Raw genomic sequence first — 18,317 nt, forward strand, 5'->3', positions numbered from 1 at the left:
TTTACCGGTCGGGCTCGGCTAGGGACCGCCCGTAAAGGCTATTGTGACTTTATGAGCTTCAATGACAACGTCCAACTGGACCCCTCCCAGGTGCAGGACCGGCGCGGCATGGGCCGCGGTGCCAAAGTCGGCGGCGGCATCGGCGGCGGCCTTATCCTCCTGATCGCAGCGCTGCTCGGCGTCAACCCTGCCCTCCTTGAAGGCCTGACCGGCGGCGGTACTGCAGAGCAAAGCCAGGGCACGGCTCCCGCCTGCGCTACCGGTGCGGACGCCGACGCGCGGCTGGACTGCCGGATCACCGGAACCGTCAACAGCCTGAACGCGTTCTGGCCGGCCTACCTCAAGGACTACAACGTGGAGTACCCGCAACCGGAAACGGTCATCTTCGCCGGGGGAACCAACACGGGCTGTGGTGCGGCCACCAGCGCCGTGGGCCCGTTCTACTGCCCGGCGGACACCACCGCGTACTTCGACCCCGGCTTCTTCCAGGAACTGGTGGACCGGTTCGGTTCCTCCGGCGGGCCGCTGGCGCAGGAATATGTAGTGGCACATGAGTTCGGCCACCACGTCCAGAACGTGCTGGGGTACCTCGACCGGGCCCAGCAGGATCCGCAAGGCCCGGAATCGGGCGCCGTCCGGGTGGAGCTCCAGGCCGACTGCTATGCCGGTCTGTGGACGCGCTATGCCACCACCCAGGCCGGTCCGGACGGCGGCCAGCCCTTCCTGGAACCGCTGACCGAACAGGACCTGAAAGATGCCCTGTCAGCCGCCTCGGCAGTGGGCGATGACCGTATCCAGGAAGCCGCCACAGGCCGGGTGTCACCCGAAGCCTGGACGCACGGCTCCAGCGAACAGCGCCAGAAGTGGTTCTACCAGGGCTACACCTCAGGCGACATCAACCAGTGCGACACCTTCGCGGCCCCCACACTCTAATTTCCGCCCACCGGTGGATCGGTGGGCCGGCGGGGAACGACGACGGCCGGTGACCTTCGCTTTTGAAGGTTACCGGCCGTTGTCGTACGTGTTTGGATTTCCGCTGGCGGAAGGTCAGATGTTGAAGCCGAGGGCCCGCATCTGGTCCTTGCCGTCATCGGTGATCCGCTCGGGACCCCAAGGCGGCATCCATACCCAGTTCAGGCGCCAGTCATCAACAACGCCATCCAGGGCCTTGCCGACCTGCTCTTCGATGACATCGGTGAGCGGGCAGGCGGCCGTGGTGAGCGTCATGTCGATCAGCAGGGCGCCGTCGTCGTCGGAATACTTCAGGCCGTAGAGGAGCCCGAGGTCGACGATGTTCACGCCGAGTTCGGGGTCGATGACGTCCTTGAGTGCCTCTTCGACATCCTCGAGGCCCGTGCGGGCCGCATTGATTTCGGTCATGGCAAGTCCTTACGAGGCCTGTGAGGCGGCGATCGTGGCTGCGCCGGCGCCAGTGGCGTAACGGTCGTAGCCTTCTTCTTCGAGGCGGTCGGCGAGCTCCGGGCCGCCTTCTTCAACAACCTGGCCGTCAACGAAAACGTGAACGAAGTCAGGCTTGATGTAACGCAGGATGCGGGTGTAGTGCGTGATGAGCAGTGTGCCCATGTTGCCCGTCTCGTGGGCACGGTTCACACCTTCGGAGACAACCTTGAGGGCATCAACGTCAAGGCCTGAATCGGTCTCGTCCAGGATGGCGAACTTCGGCTTGAAGAGTTCCAGCTGGAGGATCTCCACGCGCTTCTTCTCGCCGCCGGAGAAGCCTTCGTTGACGTTGCGCTGGGCGAAGTCGGCGTCGATGCGCAGCTGCGCCATGGCGTCCTTGACTTCCTTGGTCCAGGTGCGCAGCTTGGGTGCTTCACCGTCAATGGCGGTCTTTGCAGTGCGCAGGAAGTTGGTCATGCTGACACCGGGGACCTCCACGGGGTACTGCATGGCCAGGAAGAGGCCCGCACGGGCCCGCTCGTCAACGCTCATGGCGAGGACATCTTCGCCGTCGAGCGTGATGGTTCCGCTGGTGACGTTGTAGCGCGGGTGGCCGGCAATGGTGGATGCCAGGGTGGACTTGCCCGAACCGTTGGGGCCCATGATGGCGTGGGTCTGACCGGTCTTGATGGTCAGGCTGACGCCCTTCAGGATCTCCTTGGTGCCCTGCTCCGTGTCAATGCTGACGTGCAGGTCCTTGATCTCAAGAGTAGACATAGATCTTGTTCTCCTCTGCACCGTGCCCTCCGGCTGCGGTGCGGTCTGTATCTGGAAGTTTCGGTTCTGTTGCTGTGTGCCGTGCTGACGGCTGATGCTGCTAGCTGAAGTTCGGGGCTTCTGCTCCGTTGAGGACGTTCGTGAAGTCCACATAGACCTCGTCGCCGTGGATCTCGACGGCGAACACCGGTACCGGATCGTAGGCGGGAAGCTGGAGCGGCTCGCCGCTCCGCAGGTCGAACTGGGAGCCGTGGCCCCAGCATTCGATCATGCATCCCTCAACCTCGCCCTCGGACAGTGAAATGTCCGCGTGGGAGCAGGTGTCCCCGATGGCGTGGATCTCGCCCATGGAATCCTTGACGATGGCTACGGGGTAGTCATCGATCAGGATCCGCAGGGCCTGCTTGAGCTGGATCTCATCCGTCTTGCAGACAAACTCGCCCTTTGGCTGTTCAGTCATCGTGTTCCGGGCCGCCTAGTTGTTCGTCACGGCGAGTTCACGCTCAACAGCGTCGGTCAGCCGCTCTTCGAGGGCGGGAACCTTGATCTGCTGGATGATCTCGTGCAGGAAGCCACGGACCACCAGGCGGCGGGCAACGTCTTCCGGGATGCCGCGTGCCATCAGGTAGAACAAGTGCTCGTCATCCAGCCGGCCGGTGGCGCTGGCGTGGCCGGCTCCCTTGATCAGGCCGGTTTCGATCTCCAGGTTCGGCACGGAGTCGGCGCGGGCGCCGTCCGTGAGGAGCAGGTTCCGGTTGGCCTCGTAGCTGTCGGTACCTTCGGCTTCCTTGCGGATCAGGACGTCGCCCACCCACACGGCGTGGGCGTTGCGGCCCTGCAGTGCGCCCTTGTACAGGACGTTGGAGGTGCAGTTGGCCACCGCGTGGTCAACGAACAGCCGCTGTTCCAGGTGCTGGCCGGCGTCCGCGAAGTACAGGCCGAACATTTCCGCTTCGCCGCCGGGGGCGGTGAAACGTGCCGACGGCGTGACGCGGACCAGGTCTCCACCGAGGCTGACGACGACGTGCTTGAGCTTGGCGTCGCGGCCGATCTTTGCCTGCTGGGAGGACGCGTGGACGGCGTCGTCGTTCCATTCCTGGAGCGAGACGACCGTCAGGTCGGCACCGTCTTCGACAACAATTTCAATGTTTTCCGAAACAACAGCCGAGCCCTGGTGGTCGAGGACCACCACGGACTTGGAGAACTTCTGCGCCACAATCACCAGGTGCTGGGCAGCTGCCACAGTGTCCTGGCCGGTGATGACCACGTTGATCTCAGTGCCGGCTTCAAACTCTGCCGGGATGGTCAGGACGGTGGCTTCGCTGAAGTTCTCCCAGGCGTTGGCGGACACACGGTCCTCCGGGATGCCGGCGGACCCGATGCGCTTGTCATCGCGGGACACTGTCTCCACGGTGACCTGCTCGGGGCCGCTGACGGTGACGGACGGGGCCGCACCGTTCAGGACCTCGCTGTGGAGGCCGCGGAGGCGCTTGAGCGGGGTGAACCGCCAGTCCTCTTCCAGGCCGGTGAGCGGCTTGAAGTCCGCCAGCTTGTAGGAGGTCAGGCGGCCGGCGCGCGAGCTGTCCGGAACGCCCACGCCGCCGCCGTGCGAGTGGCGCTTGACTGCTTCGCCGGCAAGGGGTGCCTTCGAAGCTGCCGCGTTGATCGGAGACAGGCTTTCGCCTTCTTCGGTGAAGCCGTTAATGAACGGCTGGGCTGAGGGGGCGCCGATGCGGGCCTTTTCAGTAGTGATTTCAGTCATCGTTATCCGACGGACCCTTCCATCTGCAGTTCAATCAGGCGGTTCAGCTCAAGTGCGTACTCCATGGGGAGTTCGCGGGCGATCGGCTCGATGAAGCCGCGGACGATCATCGCCATGGCCTCGTCTTCGCGCATGCCGCGGGACATCAGGTAGAAGAGCTGTTCTTCGCTGACCCGTGAAACGGTTGCTTCGTGACCCATGACCACGTCATCCTCGCGGATGTCGATGTACGGGTAGGTGTCAGAACGGCTGATGGTGTCCACCAGGAGCGCGTCACAGCGCACGGTGTTGGCCGAGTGCTTGGCACCTTCGCGGACCTGGACCAGGCCGCGGTAGGCAGCACGTCCGCCGCCACGGGCGACTGACTTGGAAATGATGGAGCTCTTGGTGTTCGGTGCGATGTGCACCATCTTCGAGCCGGTGTCCTGGTGCTGGCCGGCGCCGGCGAAGGCGATGGACAGGGTCTCGCCCTTGGCGTGCTCGCCCACCAGGTACACAGCCGGGTACTTCATGGTGACCTTGGAGCCGATGTTGCCGTCGACCCATTCCATGGTGGCGCCCTCTTCGCAGATGGCACGCTTGGTCACCAGGTTGTACACGTTGGTGGACCAGTTCTGGATGGTGGTGTAACGGACGCGGGCGCCCTTCTTGACGATGATTTCCACCACGGCGGAGTGCAGCGAGTCCGAGGTGTAGATCGGAGCCGTGCAGCCTTCAATATAGTGGACGTAGGAGTCCTCGTCCGCGATGATCAGGGTCCGCTCGAACTGGCCCATGTTCTCGGTGTTAATGCGGAAGTACGCCTGCAGCGGGATGTCCACGTGGACGCCCTTGGGAACGTAAACGAAGGATCCGCCGGACCAGACGGCCGTATTCAGCGAAGCGAACTTGTTGTCGCCCACCGGGATGACCGTGCCGAAGTACTCCTGGAAGATCTCCGGGTGTTCGCGCAGGGCGGTGTCGGTGTCCAGGAAGATGACGCCCTGCTGTTCCAGGTCCTCACGGATCTGGTGGTACACCACCTCGGACTCGTACTGTGCTGCCACACCGGATACCAGGCGGCTGCGCTCGGCTTCCGGAATACCCAGTTTTTCGTAGGTGTTCCGGATGTCCTCGGGCAGGTCCTCCCACGTGGCGGCCTGCTTCTCCGTGGAGCGTACAAAGTATTTGATGTTGTCGAAGTCGATGCCGGAGAGGTCTGCACCCCAGGTGGGCATGGGCTTGCGGTCGAAGTACTTCAGGCCCTTCAGGCGAAGGTCGAGCATCCACTCGGGCTCGCTCTTTTTGTCCGAGATGTCCCGGACCACTTCGTCGTTGATGCCGCGGCGGGCGTTGGCTCCGACGTCGTTCTTGTCGGACCAGCCGTACTCGTACGTGCCGATGCCGTGGAGCTCGGGATTCTTTTCAAGAATCTCGGAGATCACAGTGTCTTCGGCTACCGCTTTCTCTGATAGTTGGTCCGTCATCACGGCCTTTCTTGCTGATGGTTGTTTACTTCAACCAGGCTGGCGGTGGCGGTCCGGGGGACATGAGATCCTCCGGCGGCCAGCCGGCCTGTAGGTATATGGGTGGTGCAGACGTGACCGCCGCGCGCCAGCGTGGAAAGCCGGCGGACATCGACGCCTACCAGCCTTGCGAACACCTCGGTCTCCACATCGCAGAAGACGGGGAACTGGGCGGCGAGCTGTTGGATCGGGCAGTGCCCCTGGCAAAGCTGGACACTGGACAGGGCCGCCGGCAAGGGGGCCTTGGCCGGAATCTCTGCGGCCGAGGCCACAAAGCCGTCGCGGCTCAGTGCCGCTGACAGCGCACGGGCCCTGGCGGTGATATCCGGGCCGGCCTGCTCGATTTCGGGTGCGTAGCGGGCTTCCATTTCGGAGAAACGGTCGACGGCGAACTGTCGGACGGCTTCGTCGCCCGCCACGGCCTGGAGCTGCTTGAGCGCCAGGCTGGCGATATCGAGGTAATCGTTGCCCAGGGACGACTGCCCCTGGGAGCTGAGTACGTAGCGGCGGGCGGGACGGCCTGCACCGGCGCCGGCCTTGGCTACCCGTTTGACCTCAATGACTCCACTCCGGGAGAGATGGTCAAGATGGCGGCGGACGGCCGCGGGCGTGAAGCCCAGCAGGTCGCCAAGTTCAGCGGCGCTGACGGGACCGTGCTCCAGGACGGCGCCGAGGACCCGGTCCCGGGTACGCTCGTCTGCATCCGCCACCGGGACGGCGGCGATGTGACCGCGCTCAGCGGCGGCGCGTGGCGCCCCGTGCCCGGTAAAAGGCACAGCAGTAGCATTGCTCATGGAATACACAACACAATCATGTCGTAATTTACTCCCCCCTTCCAGTAAGGCGAGGCTGGCCTGATGCCGACGGGTGGAAACGGCCGGCTGTTACTACATCACGTAGAATGCTGGGGTGCGATCCCCCGAGTCCCCGGTTCTGACCATCAGCGGGTTAATTAAGGATGTTGGTCCGCTGGCCAGCCTGGACGGCAAGATGCTCCGGGTGGTGAGCGGCGTCTCCCTTGTAGCCGAACGGGGCCAGGTGACTGCCCTCCTTGGCGCCAACGGAGCAGGAAAGACCACCACGATCGAGTGCGCCCAGGGAGTCCAGAAGCGTACCGGCGGAAACATCTCCCTGCTGGGCCAGGATCCCGGCCAGGCAGGTGCAGGACTGCGTGCCCGCGTGGGCGTGATGCTCCAGGACGGCGGCCTCCCGCCGTCGGCCCGTCCCTTGCCGCTGCTGCGGCACATCGCCGGGATGTACTCAAGGCCGCGCTCCGTGGACGATCTTGTCCAGCGGCTCGGCATCGATGATTTCAGCAGGACCTCCGTGCGCCGGCTTTCCGGCGGGCAGAAGCAGCGGCTGGCACTTGCCGCGGCATTGATCGGCAACCCGGAGGTGCTTTTCCTGGATGAGCCCAGTGCGGGTCTGGATCCCCAGTCCCGCCAGCTTGTCTTTGACCTGATCGGGGAACTGCGGAACGCCGGAATGGGGATCATCCTCACAACCCACCTGATGGACGACGCCCAAAGGCTGGCGGACTATGTCTACATCATCGACGCCGGCCGGAATGTCGCGGAGGGCACCGTTCCCCAGCTGCTCCAGCGGGACCCGGTGGTGGAAGAGGGCCTGGAACATGTCCGCACCCTTGTCTTCGAGGCACCCGCGGGGCTTCATCTCGCCGGCGTGTTGCCCGCAAACATCACAGTCACCGAAACCCGTGCGGGCAGCTACGTTGCCTCAGGTCCGCTGACCCCGGCCGACCTTGCCTCACTGGCCTCCTGGTGGGCGGCCCACAACATCATGCCCGGCTCCCTGAGCCTGCAGGCCCGGAGCCTGGAAGACGTCTTCCTTGACGTCTCGGGAAAGGACATCCGATGACCAACGCGCCTTACCCGGCTTCGGCCGGCACGTCGGCTGCCGGGAAGCCCACGTCCCAGTCGCCGGCTTCCCTCGCGCGGCGCATCCTGCTGCAGGGCCGCTACGAGTCCCTCACCATGCTGCGCAATGGCGAGCAACTGATACTCGCCGTCGTCCTGCCTCTGCTCGCCCTGGTGGGCCTGACCGTCACCCCCTTCCTGGACGGCCTTGGGGCAAGCCGCATCAACGTGGCCGTGCCGGGCATCCTGGCTTTGTGCGCCATGTCGACAGCGTTCACCGGGCAGGGTATCGCCACCGGCTTTGACCGGCGTTATGGGGTTCTCCGCTTCCTGTCCACCACTCCCCTGGGCCGCACCGGACTCATCGCGGGCAAGGTGCTGGCCGTGCTGGTGGTTCTCTGCCTGCAGGTCATGGTGGTCACCCTGGTGGCGCTTCCCCTGGGCTGGCAGCCGCCAGCAGCCGGCTGGCTCCCGGGACTGTTCCTGCTGGTGCTCGGTGCCGCGGCGTTTACTGCCCTGGGGTTGCTCGTTGCAGGCACGGTCCGTCCCGAAGCAACCCTCGCCATCACCAATCTGCTGTGGATCCTGCTGGGAGTCCTCGGCGGGATCGTGATCCCGGCCGACCGGTTGCCCGCTGTGGCCCAGAGCATTGTTGTGTACCTGCCTTCCGGCGCCCTCGGCGAGGCCGTGCGCGAAGCTTTCCTGTTCGGCACCGTTGATGTGGGTGCCGCGTTTATCCTGCTGGCCTGGACAGTCCTCGCCGGCGCAGCAGCCATCCGTTGGTTCAAGTGGAATTGAGATATCCGTGAGTACGGCTTCACGCCTCCCCCAGATCGCAGGCAACCTCATGGCGCGGCTGCCCCGCACTGTTGACGCCCGGGTCCGCCGCCTGGCTGTCGCGTCCCTCGTTGGTCAAACGGCGCTGGTCGTGACCGGCGGTGCAGTCCGTCTGACCTCGTCCGGCCTTGGCTGCCCCACCTGGCCGCGCTGCACCGACAGTTCTTTGGTCAACACTCCCGAGATGGGGATCCACGGGTTCATCGAGTTCGGCAACCGGCTCCTGACGTTCGCGCTGGCAGCCGTTGCCGTCATGATGCTCGTCTACTTGTGGAACCTCAGGAAAGAACGCAAGGACCTCTTCCTGTTGGCGGCTGGGCTGCTGGCCAGTATCCCTGCCCAGGCCGTCATCGGCGGGATCACCGTCCTGACCAACCTCAACCCCTGGGTTGTGGGCCTGCACTTCCTGGTGTCCATGGCCCTGGTGGTCATCGCCACCCTGCTGGTCAACCGGGCGTTCGCCAGGACAGGCCGCTTTGGAACACTCCGTCTCCCCGCACTGCCGGCCGTCCTGCGTCCGGCATCTGCCGCCGTCGCGCTCTTTTCCGCCGTGGCGGTGATGCTCGGAGTGGTGGTCACAGGCGCAGGCCCCCATGCCGGGGACGCTGATGCGCCGCGCAACAACCTCGACTGGGACCTTTTCTCGCACATCCATGCGGTGCCCGCCTACCTGATTACTGCTGGAACGCTCTTCGCGCTGGTCATTGTCTTCACCCGGAAAATCAGTGGGCCTTTCCGGACGGCTGCCGTGCTGCTCCTCGCCGTTACCCTGCTGCAGGGCGTTATCGGCTTCACGCAGTACTACAACGGCATTCCCGCACTGCTGGTGGGCGCCCACATGCTCGGCGCCGCACTGCTGATGAGCGCCGCAACGAACGCCGCCGACGTCGCGCGTTCCAGCCCGCAGAAGTAGTCACGCCCCGCGCAGTACTGCGCAGGTCCCTTGCTTGGCCCCGGCGCCCCGGTTCACGACGAACCGGGGCGCCTCCCGTTGCCCACACCCTCTGGCAGATCCTGCCGCCATTCTTGCGATTCTCTGGCAGATTCTGCGGCTCTTGCGGCGACGCTCTGGCAGATCCTGCGGCTTTTTTGACAACGCTCCAGCACCTCGCGGACCGGCTGCCGTGGTCAGCGCGCAATCACACCGTGCAAGAAAGAAAGCCCTCCTGCACTGAAAGTGCAAGAGGGCTTCTGGATTTCCCACGTTAAGAGAGAGCGTCGGCCGAAAACCCACATTAAGTGAGAGAGCGTCCTAGCTGATGATGGCTGAGCCGACGAACGGATCCACGGCGAGGGCGATGAACAGCAGTGTCAGGTAGCTGATGGAGCCGTGGAAGACCTTCATGGCGCCCTTGTCCGGGATGTCTTCGCGGTGCGCGCGGCTGTACAGGGCGTGCGATTCGTAAAGGAACCAGGCTCCGGCAAGGACCGCCGTGACCGTGTACACCCAGCCGGCGCCACCGGCGGGGATCATCAGCAGCGAGCAGACCACCATTGCCCAGGCGTAGAGGACCACCTGGACGGAAACCACTTTGGCCCCGGCAATAGCGCCAAGCATGGGGACGTTGGCCTTGCGGTAGTCCTCGCCGTAGCGCATGGACAGGGGCCAGTAGTGCGGCGGGGTCCACAGGAAGATGACCATGAACAGGATGACGGCCGGCCATTCAACGGTGTTGGTTACCGCGGCCCAGGCGATCAGCACCGGGAAGCAGCCGGCGGCCCCGCCCCACACAATGTTCTGCGCAGTGCGGCGCTTGAGGATGATCGAGTAGATGACCACATAGAAGAAGATGGCACCGAATCCGAGCCACGCGGACAGCGGGTTGGCACCGAACCAGAGGATGACGATGGCCGCGGCGCCCAGCAGCCACGAGAAGACCAGGGCCTCCCGCGGTGTCACTTCGCCGGTGACGAGGGGCCGCTTCTCGGTGCGGTGCATCAGTTTATCGATGTCGCGGTCGATGTAGCAGTTGAAGGCACCGGCGCTGCCGGCTGCGAAAGCGCCGCCGACCAGCGTGGCGAGGATCAGACCGATGGACGGGAAGCCGCGCTCGGCGTAGATCATGGTGGGCAGCGTGCTGACCAGCAGCAGCTCGATGACCCGCGGCTTGGTGAGGGCGAGATACGCCTTTGCCTTGCGGGCAATCCCGGCTCCCCCTCCGGAGCGGGAAGCGTTCAGCGGCGTATCAGTTGTGCTCACGGTGGCAGTCACCCGTTCTGGTTGGTAAGTCTCTGTCTGGCTGTACAGCTGTCTGGTGCAGGCGCTATGCCAGGCACTCCACGGATTGACCATGGCCGGGTTCGCGCAGCGGCCGAATGACTCCGAAAGTCCTTGCGGACGTGCGGTTTCCGGCCCAAGCCTCCGAATATCATACCGTGCCGGGTTCACCGCCACGGGCGCCTGATAGGCCCAGATGATCGCGCGAACGCTGATTCGAGCAGATTAACTCAACCTCACGGAATGCTGATTCACATAAGGGGAAATTGCGTCCACTACGTGAGATTTGCGCTGACCGGAGAGTGGAATCGAGCTAAGCTGTCACCAGATCAGCTCGCAGCGGGGAATGCAGTGGAAAACGCATTCCCGACGCCGGCGTCTGAGTGATAGATCAAACGTTTCGATGGTGAACGGCTGGTACACACCGCAGCGGGCACCACAGCGTGCCCCGGACCGGATCCCGTGTACAGCCCACTGTCAGCACAGAGAGGGGCCCGGTTTTCGTGCCACATTTGGAAGAGCAAGAACTGTCATGGACCAGCTTGGACCAGCGCGCGGTGGACACCATCCGCGTTCTGGCTGCAGATGCGGTGGAGAAGGTCGGCAACGGCCACCCCGGAACGGCCATGAGCCTGGCCCCGGCCGCTTACCTTCTCTTCCAGAAGCTCATGCGGCACGATCCGCGGAACCCGGACTGGCTGGGCCGCGACCGCTTCATCCTGTCCCCGGGTCACACGTCACTGACCCTTTACATCCAGCTGTTCCTCTCCGGCTACGGCCTGGAACTGAAGGACCTTGAGGCGCTCCGCACCTGGAATTCCCTGACCCCGGGCCACCCCGAATACAAGCACACCGCCGGTGTGGAGATCACCACCGGCCCGCTCGGCCAGGGACTGGCCTCCTCGGTCGGCTTCGCGTACTCCCAGCGCCGCATGCGCGGCCTGTTCGACGCCGACGCTGCCGCCGGCGAGAGCCCGTTCGACCACACCATCTGGGTCATTGCCTCCGACGGCGACCTCCAGGAAGGCGTCACCGCCGAGGCCTCCTCCCTGGCGGGCCACCAGGAACTGGGCAACCTCGTGGTGGTCTACGACGAGAACCACATCTCCATCGAGGACGACACCGACATCTCCTTCACCGAGGATGTCCTCAAGCGCTACGAGGCCTACGGCTGGCACACCCAGCGCGTGGACTGGACCAAGACCGGCGAATACAAGGAAGACGTCCAGGAGCTGTACTCGGCCCTGCTCGCCGCCAAGGCCGAGACGTCAAAGCCCTCCATCGTCTCGCTGCGCACCATCATCGGCTACCCGGCCCCCAAGAAGCAGAACACCGGCAAGATCCACGGCTCGGCCCTGGGCGCCGAGGAAGTAGCAGCACTCAAGGAGGTCCTCGGCTTCGATCCGGCCAAGTCCTTCGACGTCGACCAGGAAGTCCTGGCCCACGCCCGCTCCGTTGTGGACCGCGGCGCCGCCGCCCACAAGGAATGGGAAGAGTCCTTCAACGCCTGGCAGGCAGCCAACCCGGAAGCCGCCTCCCTCCTGGAGCGCGTCGAGTCCAAGGAACTGCCCGAGGGCCTGGACGCCGCACTTCCGGTCTTCCCGGCCGGCAAGGACGTCTCCACCCGCGCCGCCTCCGGCAAGGTGCTCAACGCCCTCGGCCCGGTCATGCCCGAACTCTGGGGCGGTTCAGCGGACCTCGCTGAGTCCAACAACACCACCATTGAGGGCTCGCCGTCGTTCGTTCCTGCCTCAAAGCAGACCGACGCATGGTCCGGCAACCCGTACGGCCGCGTCCTGCACTTCGGTATCCGCGAGCACGCTGCGGCGTCGATCGTGAACGGCATCGCCCTGCACGGACGCACCCGGGCGTTCTCCGGCACGTTCCTGATCTTCAGTGACTACCAGCGGCCGGCCATCCGCCTCGGTGCCCTGATGGGTGTTCCGTCCCTCTACGTGTGGACACACGACTCCATCGGCCTCGGCGAAGACGGCCCCACCCACCAGCCGGTGGAGCAGCTCGCCTCGCTCCGGGCCATCGTGGGACTGGACGTCGTCCGCCCCGGCGATGCCAACGAGGTTGCTGCAGGATGGAAGACCATGCTGGAGAACCACGGGAACCCGGCCGGCATCGTCCTCACCCGCCAGAACATCCCCACCTACGCACGTGGTGAGGGAACGGCCGACGGCGACACGTTCGGTTCCGTTGCCGGCGTCGCCAGGGGCGGCTACGTCCTGGCCGAAGCCTCCAAGGACGGCGCCACCGTACCGGCCGATGTCATCCTGATCGGCACCGGCTCCGAGGTCCAGCTGGCCGTCCAGGCCCGCGAAGCCCTCCAGGCTGACGGCATCGCGGCCCGCGTTGTCTCGATGCCGTGTGTTGAGTGGTTCAACAAGCAGGACGCCGCCTACCGCGAATCCGTTCTCCCTGCCGCCGTCAAGGCCCGGGTATCGGTCGAAGCCGGCCTGGCCCTCGGCTGGCGCGAATTCGTCGGCGACGCCGGCCGTTCCGTCTCACTCGAGCACTACGGCGCTTCCGCTGACTACAAGCGCCTTTTCCAGGAGTTCGGCATCACCGCGGAGGCTGTCGCCGCCGCTGCCAAGGACTCCCTCGCTGGCCTTCAGGCCTGAAACAGATTCCAGGAGATACAAAAATGACTACGCCTACTCAGCAACTTTCCGACGCCGGAGTGTCCATCTGGCTGGATGACCTTTCCCGCAGCCGCCTCGAGACCGGGACACTGCGCAAGCTCATCGAAGAGAAGAACGTTGTTGGTGTCACCACCAACCCGTCCATCTTCCACGCCGCCATCACGGCAGGCACGGACTACGACGCCACCATCGCAGCGCAGGCCGCTGCCGGTGCCAGCGTCGAAGACACCATCTTCGAAATCACCACTACGGATGTGGCCGACGCCTGCGACCTCTTCGCTCCGGTTGCCGCAGCGACCAAGGGCGTCGACGGCCGCGTGTCCATCGAAGTTGACCCGCGCCTTGCCTGGGACACGGCCGGCACCATCGCCGAGGCCAAGCACCTGTACAAGAAGGTCAACAAGGACAACGTCCACATCAAGATCCCGGCAACACTCGAAGGCCTGGAAGCGATCACCGCCACCCTGGCCGAGGGCATCAGCGTCAATGTGACCCTGATCTTCTCGCTGGAGCGCTACCGGGCCGTCATCAACGCGTTCCAGTCCGGTCTGGAGCAGGCCAAGGAGAACGGCCACGACCTCTCCAAAATCCACTCGGTCGCGTCGTTCTTCGTTTCCCGCGTTGACTCTGAAATCGACAAGCGCCTCGATGCCCTCGGCACCGACGAGGCCAAGGCACTCAAGGGCAAGGCCGGCGTCGCAAACGCCCGCCTGGCCTACCAGGTGTACGAAGAACTCTTCTCCACGGAGCGCTGGGCGTTGCTGGCCGAGGCCGGCGCGCTCCCCCAGCGCCCGCTGTGGGCATCAACCGGCGTCAAGGATCCGGCCTACCCGGACACCCTGTACGTCACGGAGCTCGTAGCACCCGGTGTGGTCAACACCATGCCGGAGAAGACCCTGGACGCCACCTTCGATCACGGTGTGGTCACCGGCGACACCGTCACCGGTACGTACGCCGATGCGAACGCCACGCTCGACGCCCTCGAGAAGCTGGGCATTTCCTACAACGAGGTTGTTGCGCTCCTCGAATCCGAAGGCCTCGACAAGTTCGTGGCCAGCTGGAAGGAACTGCTGGCAGACGTCGAAGGTGCCCTCGCCGCCGCACGGAAGGCTTCCTAACCCCTCATGAGCACACTCAGCTACGACGCCACCGGTGCCGCACAGCAGGCACTCGAGCAGCACCTCCCCGCCCTGGTAGAGGACCGCGTTGCCACCAGGATCTTCGCCAAGGACCACACATTGTGGGGTCCTGACGCCGAAGCCGAGTCCGCAGTGCGCCTCGGCTGGGTTGAGGCGGCCACCGTCTCCCAGCCCCTGGTGGCGGATATCCTCGAACTGCGCGATGCCCTGCGGGCAGAAGGGGTGACCCGGATCGTGCTTTGCGGCATGGGCGGATCGTCCCTCGCTCCCGAGGTCATCGCGGGCACCGCTGGCGTCGAGCTGACTGTTCTGGACAGCACTGACCCCGACCAGGTCCGTGTTGCCCTTGCGGACCGGCTGGGCGAAACCGCAATTGTGGTCTCCTCCAAGTCCGGTTCCACCCTGGAGACCGACTCCCAGCGCAGGATTTTCGAGCACGCCTTCAACGAGGCAGGTCTCGATGCCAGGAGCCGGATCATCATTGTCACCGATCCGGGCTCGCCGTTGGACAAAGCATCCCGCGAGGCCGGCTACCGGGCCGTCTTCAACGCGGACCCCAACGTTGGCGGCCGCTACTCAGCGCTGACCGCTTTCGGCCTGGTCCCCTCAGGTCTTGCCGGCGTGGATATCCAGGCTTTCCTGGATGAGGCCGAGGAAGCTGCCGAGGTCCTGAACGAGGACGCGGCCGAGAACATCGGGCTTGCCCTGGGTACGGCTCTGGGTGGTACCAACCCGCTGCGCAACAAGATCGTCATCGCTGAGGACGGCTCGGGCATTGTGGGCTTCGCGGACTGGGCCGAACAGCTCATCGCAGAATCCACCGGCAAGCTCGGTACCGGCGTCCTGCCGGTGGTGGCCGGACCCAACTCCCCGGAGGTCACCTCCGGTGCAGCCGACGTCCTGGTTGTCCGGCTGGTAGCCGCGGATGCCGACGTCGAACTTGGTGAGAACGAAGTGGCGATCGCCGGTGGCCTGGCCACGCAGATGATGGTGTGGGAATTCGCCACCGCCGTCGCGGGGCGCCTGCTGGGCATCAACCCGTTCGACCAGCCGGACGTGGAGGCTGCCAAGGTCGCTGCCCGCGGCCTCCTGGACGCACAGCCCGAACCCACACCCGCCGCCTTCGTTGACGGCGCCATCGAGGTCCGGGGCGGGGACTGGCTCCGCGGTGCCGCCACCGCGGAGGAAGCCGTTGGCGCCCTCCTCGGAACGCTCGACGACGAGAGCTACCTCAGCGTCCAGGCCTACTTCGACCGGCTGGCCTACGCGCAGCTTGAGGGCATCCGCGACGAACTCGCAGCCGTCAGCGGCCGGCCCGTCACCTTCGGCTGGGGTCCGCGGTTCCTGCACTCCACCGGACAGTTCCATAAGGGCGGCCCCGCCATCGGCGTCTTCCTTCAGGTCACCGCGGCTCCCGCCGAGGACCTGGCCATCCCGGACCGTCCGTTCACCTTCGGGGACCTGATCTCCGCACAGGCCGCGGGCGACGCCCAGGTCCTGGCCGGTCACGGCCGTCCCGTCCTGCGTCTGCACCTGACCGACCGCGCCGCCGGCGCAGCACAGCTGCAGGACATCATTGCAGCGCTTGCCGCCAGGCCTGCCTCCGTCACTGAAAGCTAAGGCACAACAGCAACCATGCCAGAAACCGAATACGGCAACAGGTCCGCGCGCTCCAAATCAGGGCGTAATCCGCTCCGGGATCCGCGTGACCGCCGTTTGAACCGGATCGCCGGTCCGTCCTCGTTGGTGCTCTTTGGAGTGACCGGAGACCTTGCCCGTAAGAAGCTGCTGCCTGCGGTGTATGACCTGGCGAACCGGGGTTTGTTGCCGCCCAGTTTCGCGTTGGTCGGGTTCGGCCGGCGGGACTGGTCGGACACCGATTTCGCCGCCGAGGTCAAGGCATCGGTCAAGGCTTACTCCCGGACCGCGTTTGATGAGGCGGTGTGGAACCAGCTCGCCGAGGGCATCCGCTTTGTCCAGGGCGGGTTCGACGACGACGACGCGTTCGAGCGTCTGGGCGAGGTCACCGAGGAACTCGATGAGACCCGTGGTACCCGCGGGAACCACGCGTTCTACCTCTCGATCCCGCCCAAGGCGTTTGAGCAGGTCTGCCGGCAGCTGTCCAAGCACGGACTGGCGCAGGCTGACGGGGACAAGTGGCGGCGGGTGGTCATTGAGAAGCCGTTCGGGCATGACCTGGAGTCGGCCCGGCAGCTGAACGACATCGTCGAGTCGGTGTTCCCGGCAGACGCGGTGTTCCGGATCGATCACTACCTCGGCAAGGAGACGGTGCAGAACATCCTGGCCCTGCGGTTCGCTAACCAGCTGTTCGAACCGTTGTGGAACGCGAACTACGTCGACCATGTCCAGATCACCATGGCCGAGGACATCGGCACCGGTGGCCGGGCAGGGTACTACGACGGCGTGGGCGCGGCCCGCGACGTGATCCAGAACCACCTTTTGCAGCTGCTGGCCCTGACCGCGATGGAGGAGCCCATTTCCTTCAACGCCGACGACCTGCGGGCTGAGAAGGAAAAGGTCCTGGCCGCGGTCAAGCTCCCGGAGGACCTCTCGACCCATTCTGCGCGCGGGCAGTTCGCCGGCGGCTGGCAGGGCGGGGAACAGGTCCAGGGCTACCTGGAGGAAGACGGCATCCCGGCCGATTCCACCACCGAGACGTTCGCCGCGATCCGCGTGGACATCAACACCCGGCGCTGGTTCGGTGTGCCGTTCTACCTCCGGGCGGGCAAGCGGCTGGGCCGCCGCGTGACCGAGATTGCCGTGGTGTTCAAGCGCGCCCCCAACCTGTTGTTCCGTGACCATGGCGAGGACGACTTCGGCCAGAACGCCGTGGTGATCAGGGTCCAGCCGGACGAGGGCGCGACCATCCGGTTCGGGTCCAAGGTTCCGGGCACCCAGATGGAAGTCCGTGACGTGACCATGGACTTCGGCTACGGGCACTCCTTCACCGAATCCAGCCCTGAAGCGTATGAGCGGCTGATCCTGGACGTCCTGCTCGGGGAGCCGCCGCTGTTCCCGCGGCACGCCGAAGTGGAGCTGTCCTGGAAGATCCTTGATCCGTTTGAAGACTTCTGGGCCGAACAGAACGAACAGCCCGAACCCTACGCTCCCGGCAGCTGGGGACCCGCCTCCGCGGATGAACTGCTGGCCCGCGACGGACGAACCTGGAGAAGGCCATGATTGTTGACCTGCCGGACACCACCACCTCGAAGATCTCGAAAAAGATCATGGCCCTGCGTGAGCAGGGCGGTGTGATCGCCCTGGGACGGGTGCTGACCCTCGTGGTGGTCACCCGTTCCGGGCTCGAGGAAGAAGCGATCGAGGCCGCGAACGAGGCCAGCCGCGAGCACCCCTGCCGGATCATCGTCCTGGCCGACGCCGGTGCCAAGGCCCCGGACAGGCTCGACGCCCAGATCCGGGTCGGCGGTGACGCCGGCGCGTCCGAAGTCATCGTGCTGCGCGGCTACGGGGAGCTTGCCCACGAAAGCGAATCCCTGGTCGCTGCGCTGCTGCTCCCGGACGCCCCGATCGTGGCCTGGTGGCCCCACGGGGCACCGGAGAACGCCTGCGAAACCTCCGTCGGCAGGATCGCGCACCGACGCATCACCGACTCCGCGAACGAACCGGACCCGCAAAAAGCGCTGGAGAACATCCGGACCACCTACAAGGCCGGCGATACCGACCTTGCCTGGACACGGCTGACGAACTGGCGGATCCAGCTCGCCGCCGTCCTGGACCAGGTTGACCCCTCGCCGGTGACCGCTGTCGCCGTCGAAGGCGCCTCCGACTCACCCTCGACCATCCTCCTCGCGGCCTGGCTCACGCTGGCCCTGGACGCCCCCGTCACCATTGTGGCGGACCCCGCAGGGACCGGCATCCGGCGCGTCCGGCTCAGCCGGCCCGGCGGCGATGTCCAGCTCTTCCGCCCCGGATTGTCCGTCGCCGAACTCACGCAACCGGGGCAGCCGGCCCAACGCATCTCGCTGCCCCGCCGCAGCCTCAAAGACTGCCTCGCCGAAGAGCTCCGCCGCCTTGACCCCGACGAGGTCTTCGGTGAAGTGATTACTATTGGACTGCCACGTACCAATCTAAGGAGCGTCCGACCCAGTGAGCGTTGAGCCAAGAGTAA

The 18,317-nt window shown here is 65.2% G+C and carries 16 protein-coding genes; 9 read left to right on the forward strand and 7 right to left on the reverse strand.

All coding sequences use genetic code 11. The annotated features are described in order from the left end of the window. Positions 1 to 51 precede the first annotated feature (51 nt). Positions 52 to 933: a KPN_02809 family neutral zinc metallopeptidase gene (gene ypfJ, locus AC1MCA_RS20555; RefSeq protein ID WP_479800186.1), complete on the forward strand. Its 882-nt coding sequence runs from the start codon at positions 52 to 54 to the stop codon at positions 931 to 933. Between the two features lie 114 nt (positions 934 to 1,047). On the opposite strand, the gene AC1MCA_RS20560 is transcribed toward ypfJ, so the two are convergent. The 6 genes from AC1MCA_RS20560 to AC1MCA_RS20585 form a co-directional block, all read right to left on the reverse strand. Further along, positions 1,048 to 1,380: a metal-sulfur cluster assembly factor gene (locus AC1MCA_RS20560; RefSeq protein ID WP_108599656.1), complete on the reverse strand. Its 333-nt coding sequence runs from the start codon at positions 1,378 to 1,380 to the stop codon at positions 1,048 to 1,050. A gap of 9 nt (positions 1,381 to 1,389) precedes the next feature. Beyond that, on the reverse strand, positions 1,390 to 2,178 hold the full coding sequence (sufC, locus tag AC1MCA_RS20565) for a Fe-S cluster assembly ATPase SufC (RefSeq protein WP_479800187.1): 789 nt from the start codon (positions 2,176 to 2,178) through the stop codon (positions 1,390 to 1,392). A 100-nt stretch (positions 2,179 to 2,278) separates the two neighbouring features. Beyond that, entirely contained in the window at positions 2,279 to 2,638 is a 360-nt protein-coding gene (locus tag AC1MCA_RS20570; RefSeq protein ID WP_108599658.1) for a non-heme iron oxygenase ferredoxin subunit, read from the reverse strand. A 15-nt stretch (positions 2,639 to 2,653) separates the two neighbouring features. Continuing rightward, on the reverse strand, positions 2,654 to 3,940 hold the full coding sequence (gene sufD, locus AC1MCA_RS20575) for a Fe-S cluster assembly protein SufD (RefSeq protein ID WP_479800188.1): 1,287 nt from the start codon (positions 3,938 to 3,940) through the stop codon (positions 2,654 to 2,656). A 2-nt stretch (positions 3,941 to 3,942) separates the two neighbouring features. After that, positions 3,943 to 5,406, reverse strand: coding sequence for a Fe-S cluster assembly protein SufB (sufB, locus tag AC1MCA_RS20580; RefSeq protein ID WP_108599660.1), 1,464 nt, complete (start codon positions 5,404 to 5,406; stop codon positions 3,943 to 3,945). Next, entirely contained in the window at positions 5,406 to 6,248 is an 843-nt protein-coding gene (locus AC1MCA_RS20585; RefSeq protein WP_479800189.1) for a helix-turn-helix transcriptional regulator, read from the reverse strand. Before AC1MCA_RS20585 ends, sufB begins: the two co-directional genes overlap by 1 nt. Before the next feature lie 106 nt (positions 6,249 to 6,354). On the opposite strand from AC1MCA_RS20585, the gene AC1MCA_RS20590 reads away from it, so the two are divergent. Genes AC1MCA_RS20590 through AC1MCA_RS20600 form a run of 3 tightly spaced genes read left to right on the forward strand, consistent with a single transcriptional unit; the run spans position 6,355 to position 9,072 of the window. Then, positions 6,355 to 7,323 carry an ABC transporter ATP-binding protein gene (locus tag AC1MCA_RS20590; RefSeq protein WP_479800190.1) on the forward strand — a complete coding sequence of 323 codons (969 nt, stop codon included), beginning with the start codon at positions 6,355 to 6,357 and terminating at the stop codon, positions 7,321 to 7,323. After that, complete coding sequence (locus tag AC1MCA_RS20595) at positions 7,320 to 8,120, forward strand: ABC transporter permease (RefSeq protein ID WP_479800191.1); 801 nt, start codon at positions 7,320 to 7,322, stop codon at positions 8,118 to 8,120. The genes AC1MCA_RS20590 and AC1MCA_RS20595 overlap by 4 nt, the downstream gene beginning before the upstream one ends. A gap of 7 nt (positions 8,121 to 8,127) precedes the next feature. Then, on the forward strand, positions 8,128 to 9,072 hold the full coding sequence (locus AC1MCA_RS20600; protein WP_479800192.1) for a COX15/CtaA family protein: 945 nt from the start codon (positions 8,128 to 8,130) through the stop codon (positions 9,070 to 9,072). A gap of 339 nt (positions 9,073 to 9,411) precedes the next feature. Here AC1MCA_RS20600 and AC1MCA_RS20605 read toward each other — a convergent pair whose 3' ends face one another. Next, complete coding sequence (locus AC1MCA_RS20605) at positions 9,412 to 10,371, reverse strand: heme o synthase (RefSeq protein ID WP_108600558.1); 960 nt, start codon at positions 10,369 to 10,371, stop codon at positions 9,412 to 9,414. A 518-nt stretch (positions 10,372 to 10,889) separates the two neighbouring features. Between AC1MCA_RS20605 and tkt the strand changes: the two genes are divergently transcribed. From tkt to AC1MCA_RS20630, 5 genes are read left to right on the forward strand one after another with little or no spacing between them, the layout of a single operon-like run. Next, entirely contained in the window at positions 10,890 to 13,007 is a 2,118-nt protein-coding gene (gene tkt, locus AC1MCA_RS20610) for a transketolase (RefSeq protein WP_479803487.1), read from the forward strand. Between the two features lie 23 nt (positions 13,008 to 13,030). Further along, entirely contained in the window at positions 13,031 to 14,146 is a 1,116-nt protein-coding gene (tal, locus tag AC1MCA_RS20615; RefSeq protein WP_108600556.1) for a transaldolase, read from the forward strand. A gap of 6 nt (positions 14,147 to 14,152) precedes the next feature. Continuing rightward, on the forward strand, positions 14,153 to 15,787 hold the full coding sequence (locus AC1MCA_RS20620; RefSeq protein ID WP_479800193.1) for a glucose-6-phosphate isomerase: 1,635 nt from the start codon (positions 14,153 to 14,155) through the stop codon (positions 15,785 to 15,787). Between the two features lie 15 nt (positions 15,788 to 15,802). Beyond that, positions 15,803 to 17,368: a glucose-6-phosphate dehydrogenase gene (gene zwf, locus AC1MCA_RS20625; protein ID WP_479800194.1), complete on the forward strand. Its 1,566-nt coding sequence runs from the start codon at positions 15,803 to 15,805 to the stop codon at positions 17,366 to 17,368. Continuing rightward, the gene (locus AC1MCA_RS20630; RefSeq protein WP_479800195.1) at positions 17,365 to 18,306 is read left to right on the forward strand and encodes a glucose-6-phosphate dehydrogenase assembly protein OpcA; all 942 of its coding nucleotides are present in this window, start codon (positions 17,365 to 17,367) and stop codon (positions 18,304 to 18,306) included. Before zwf ends, AC1MCA_RS20630 begins: the two co-directional genes overlap by 4 nt. Positions 18,307 to 18,317 lie beyond the last annotated feature (11 nt).

It is taken from the genome of Arthrobacter sp. BK1, assembly GCF_056680055.1.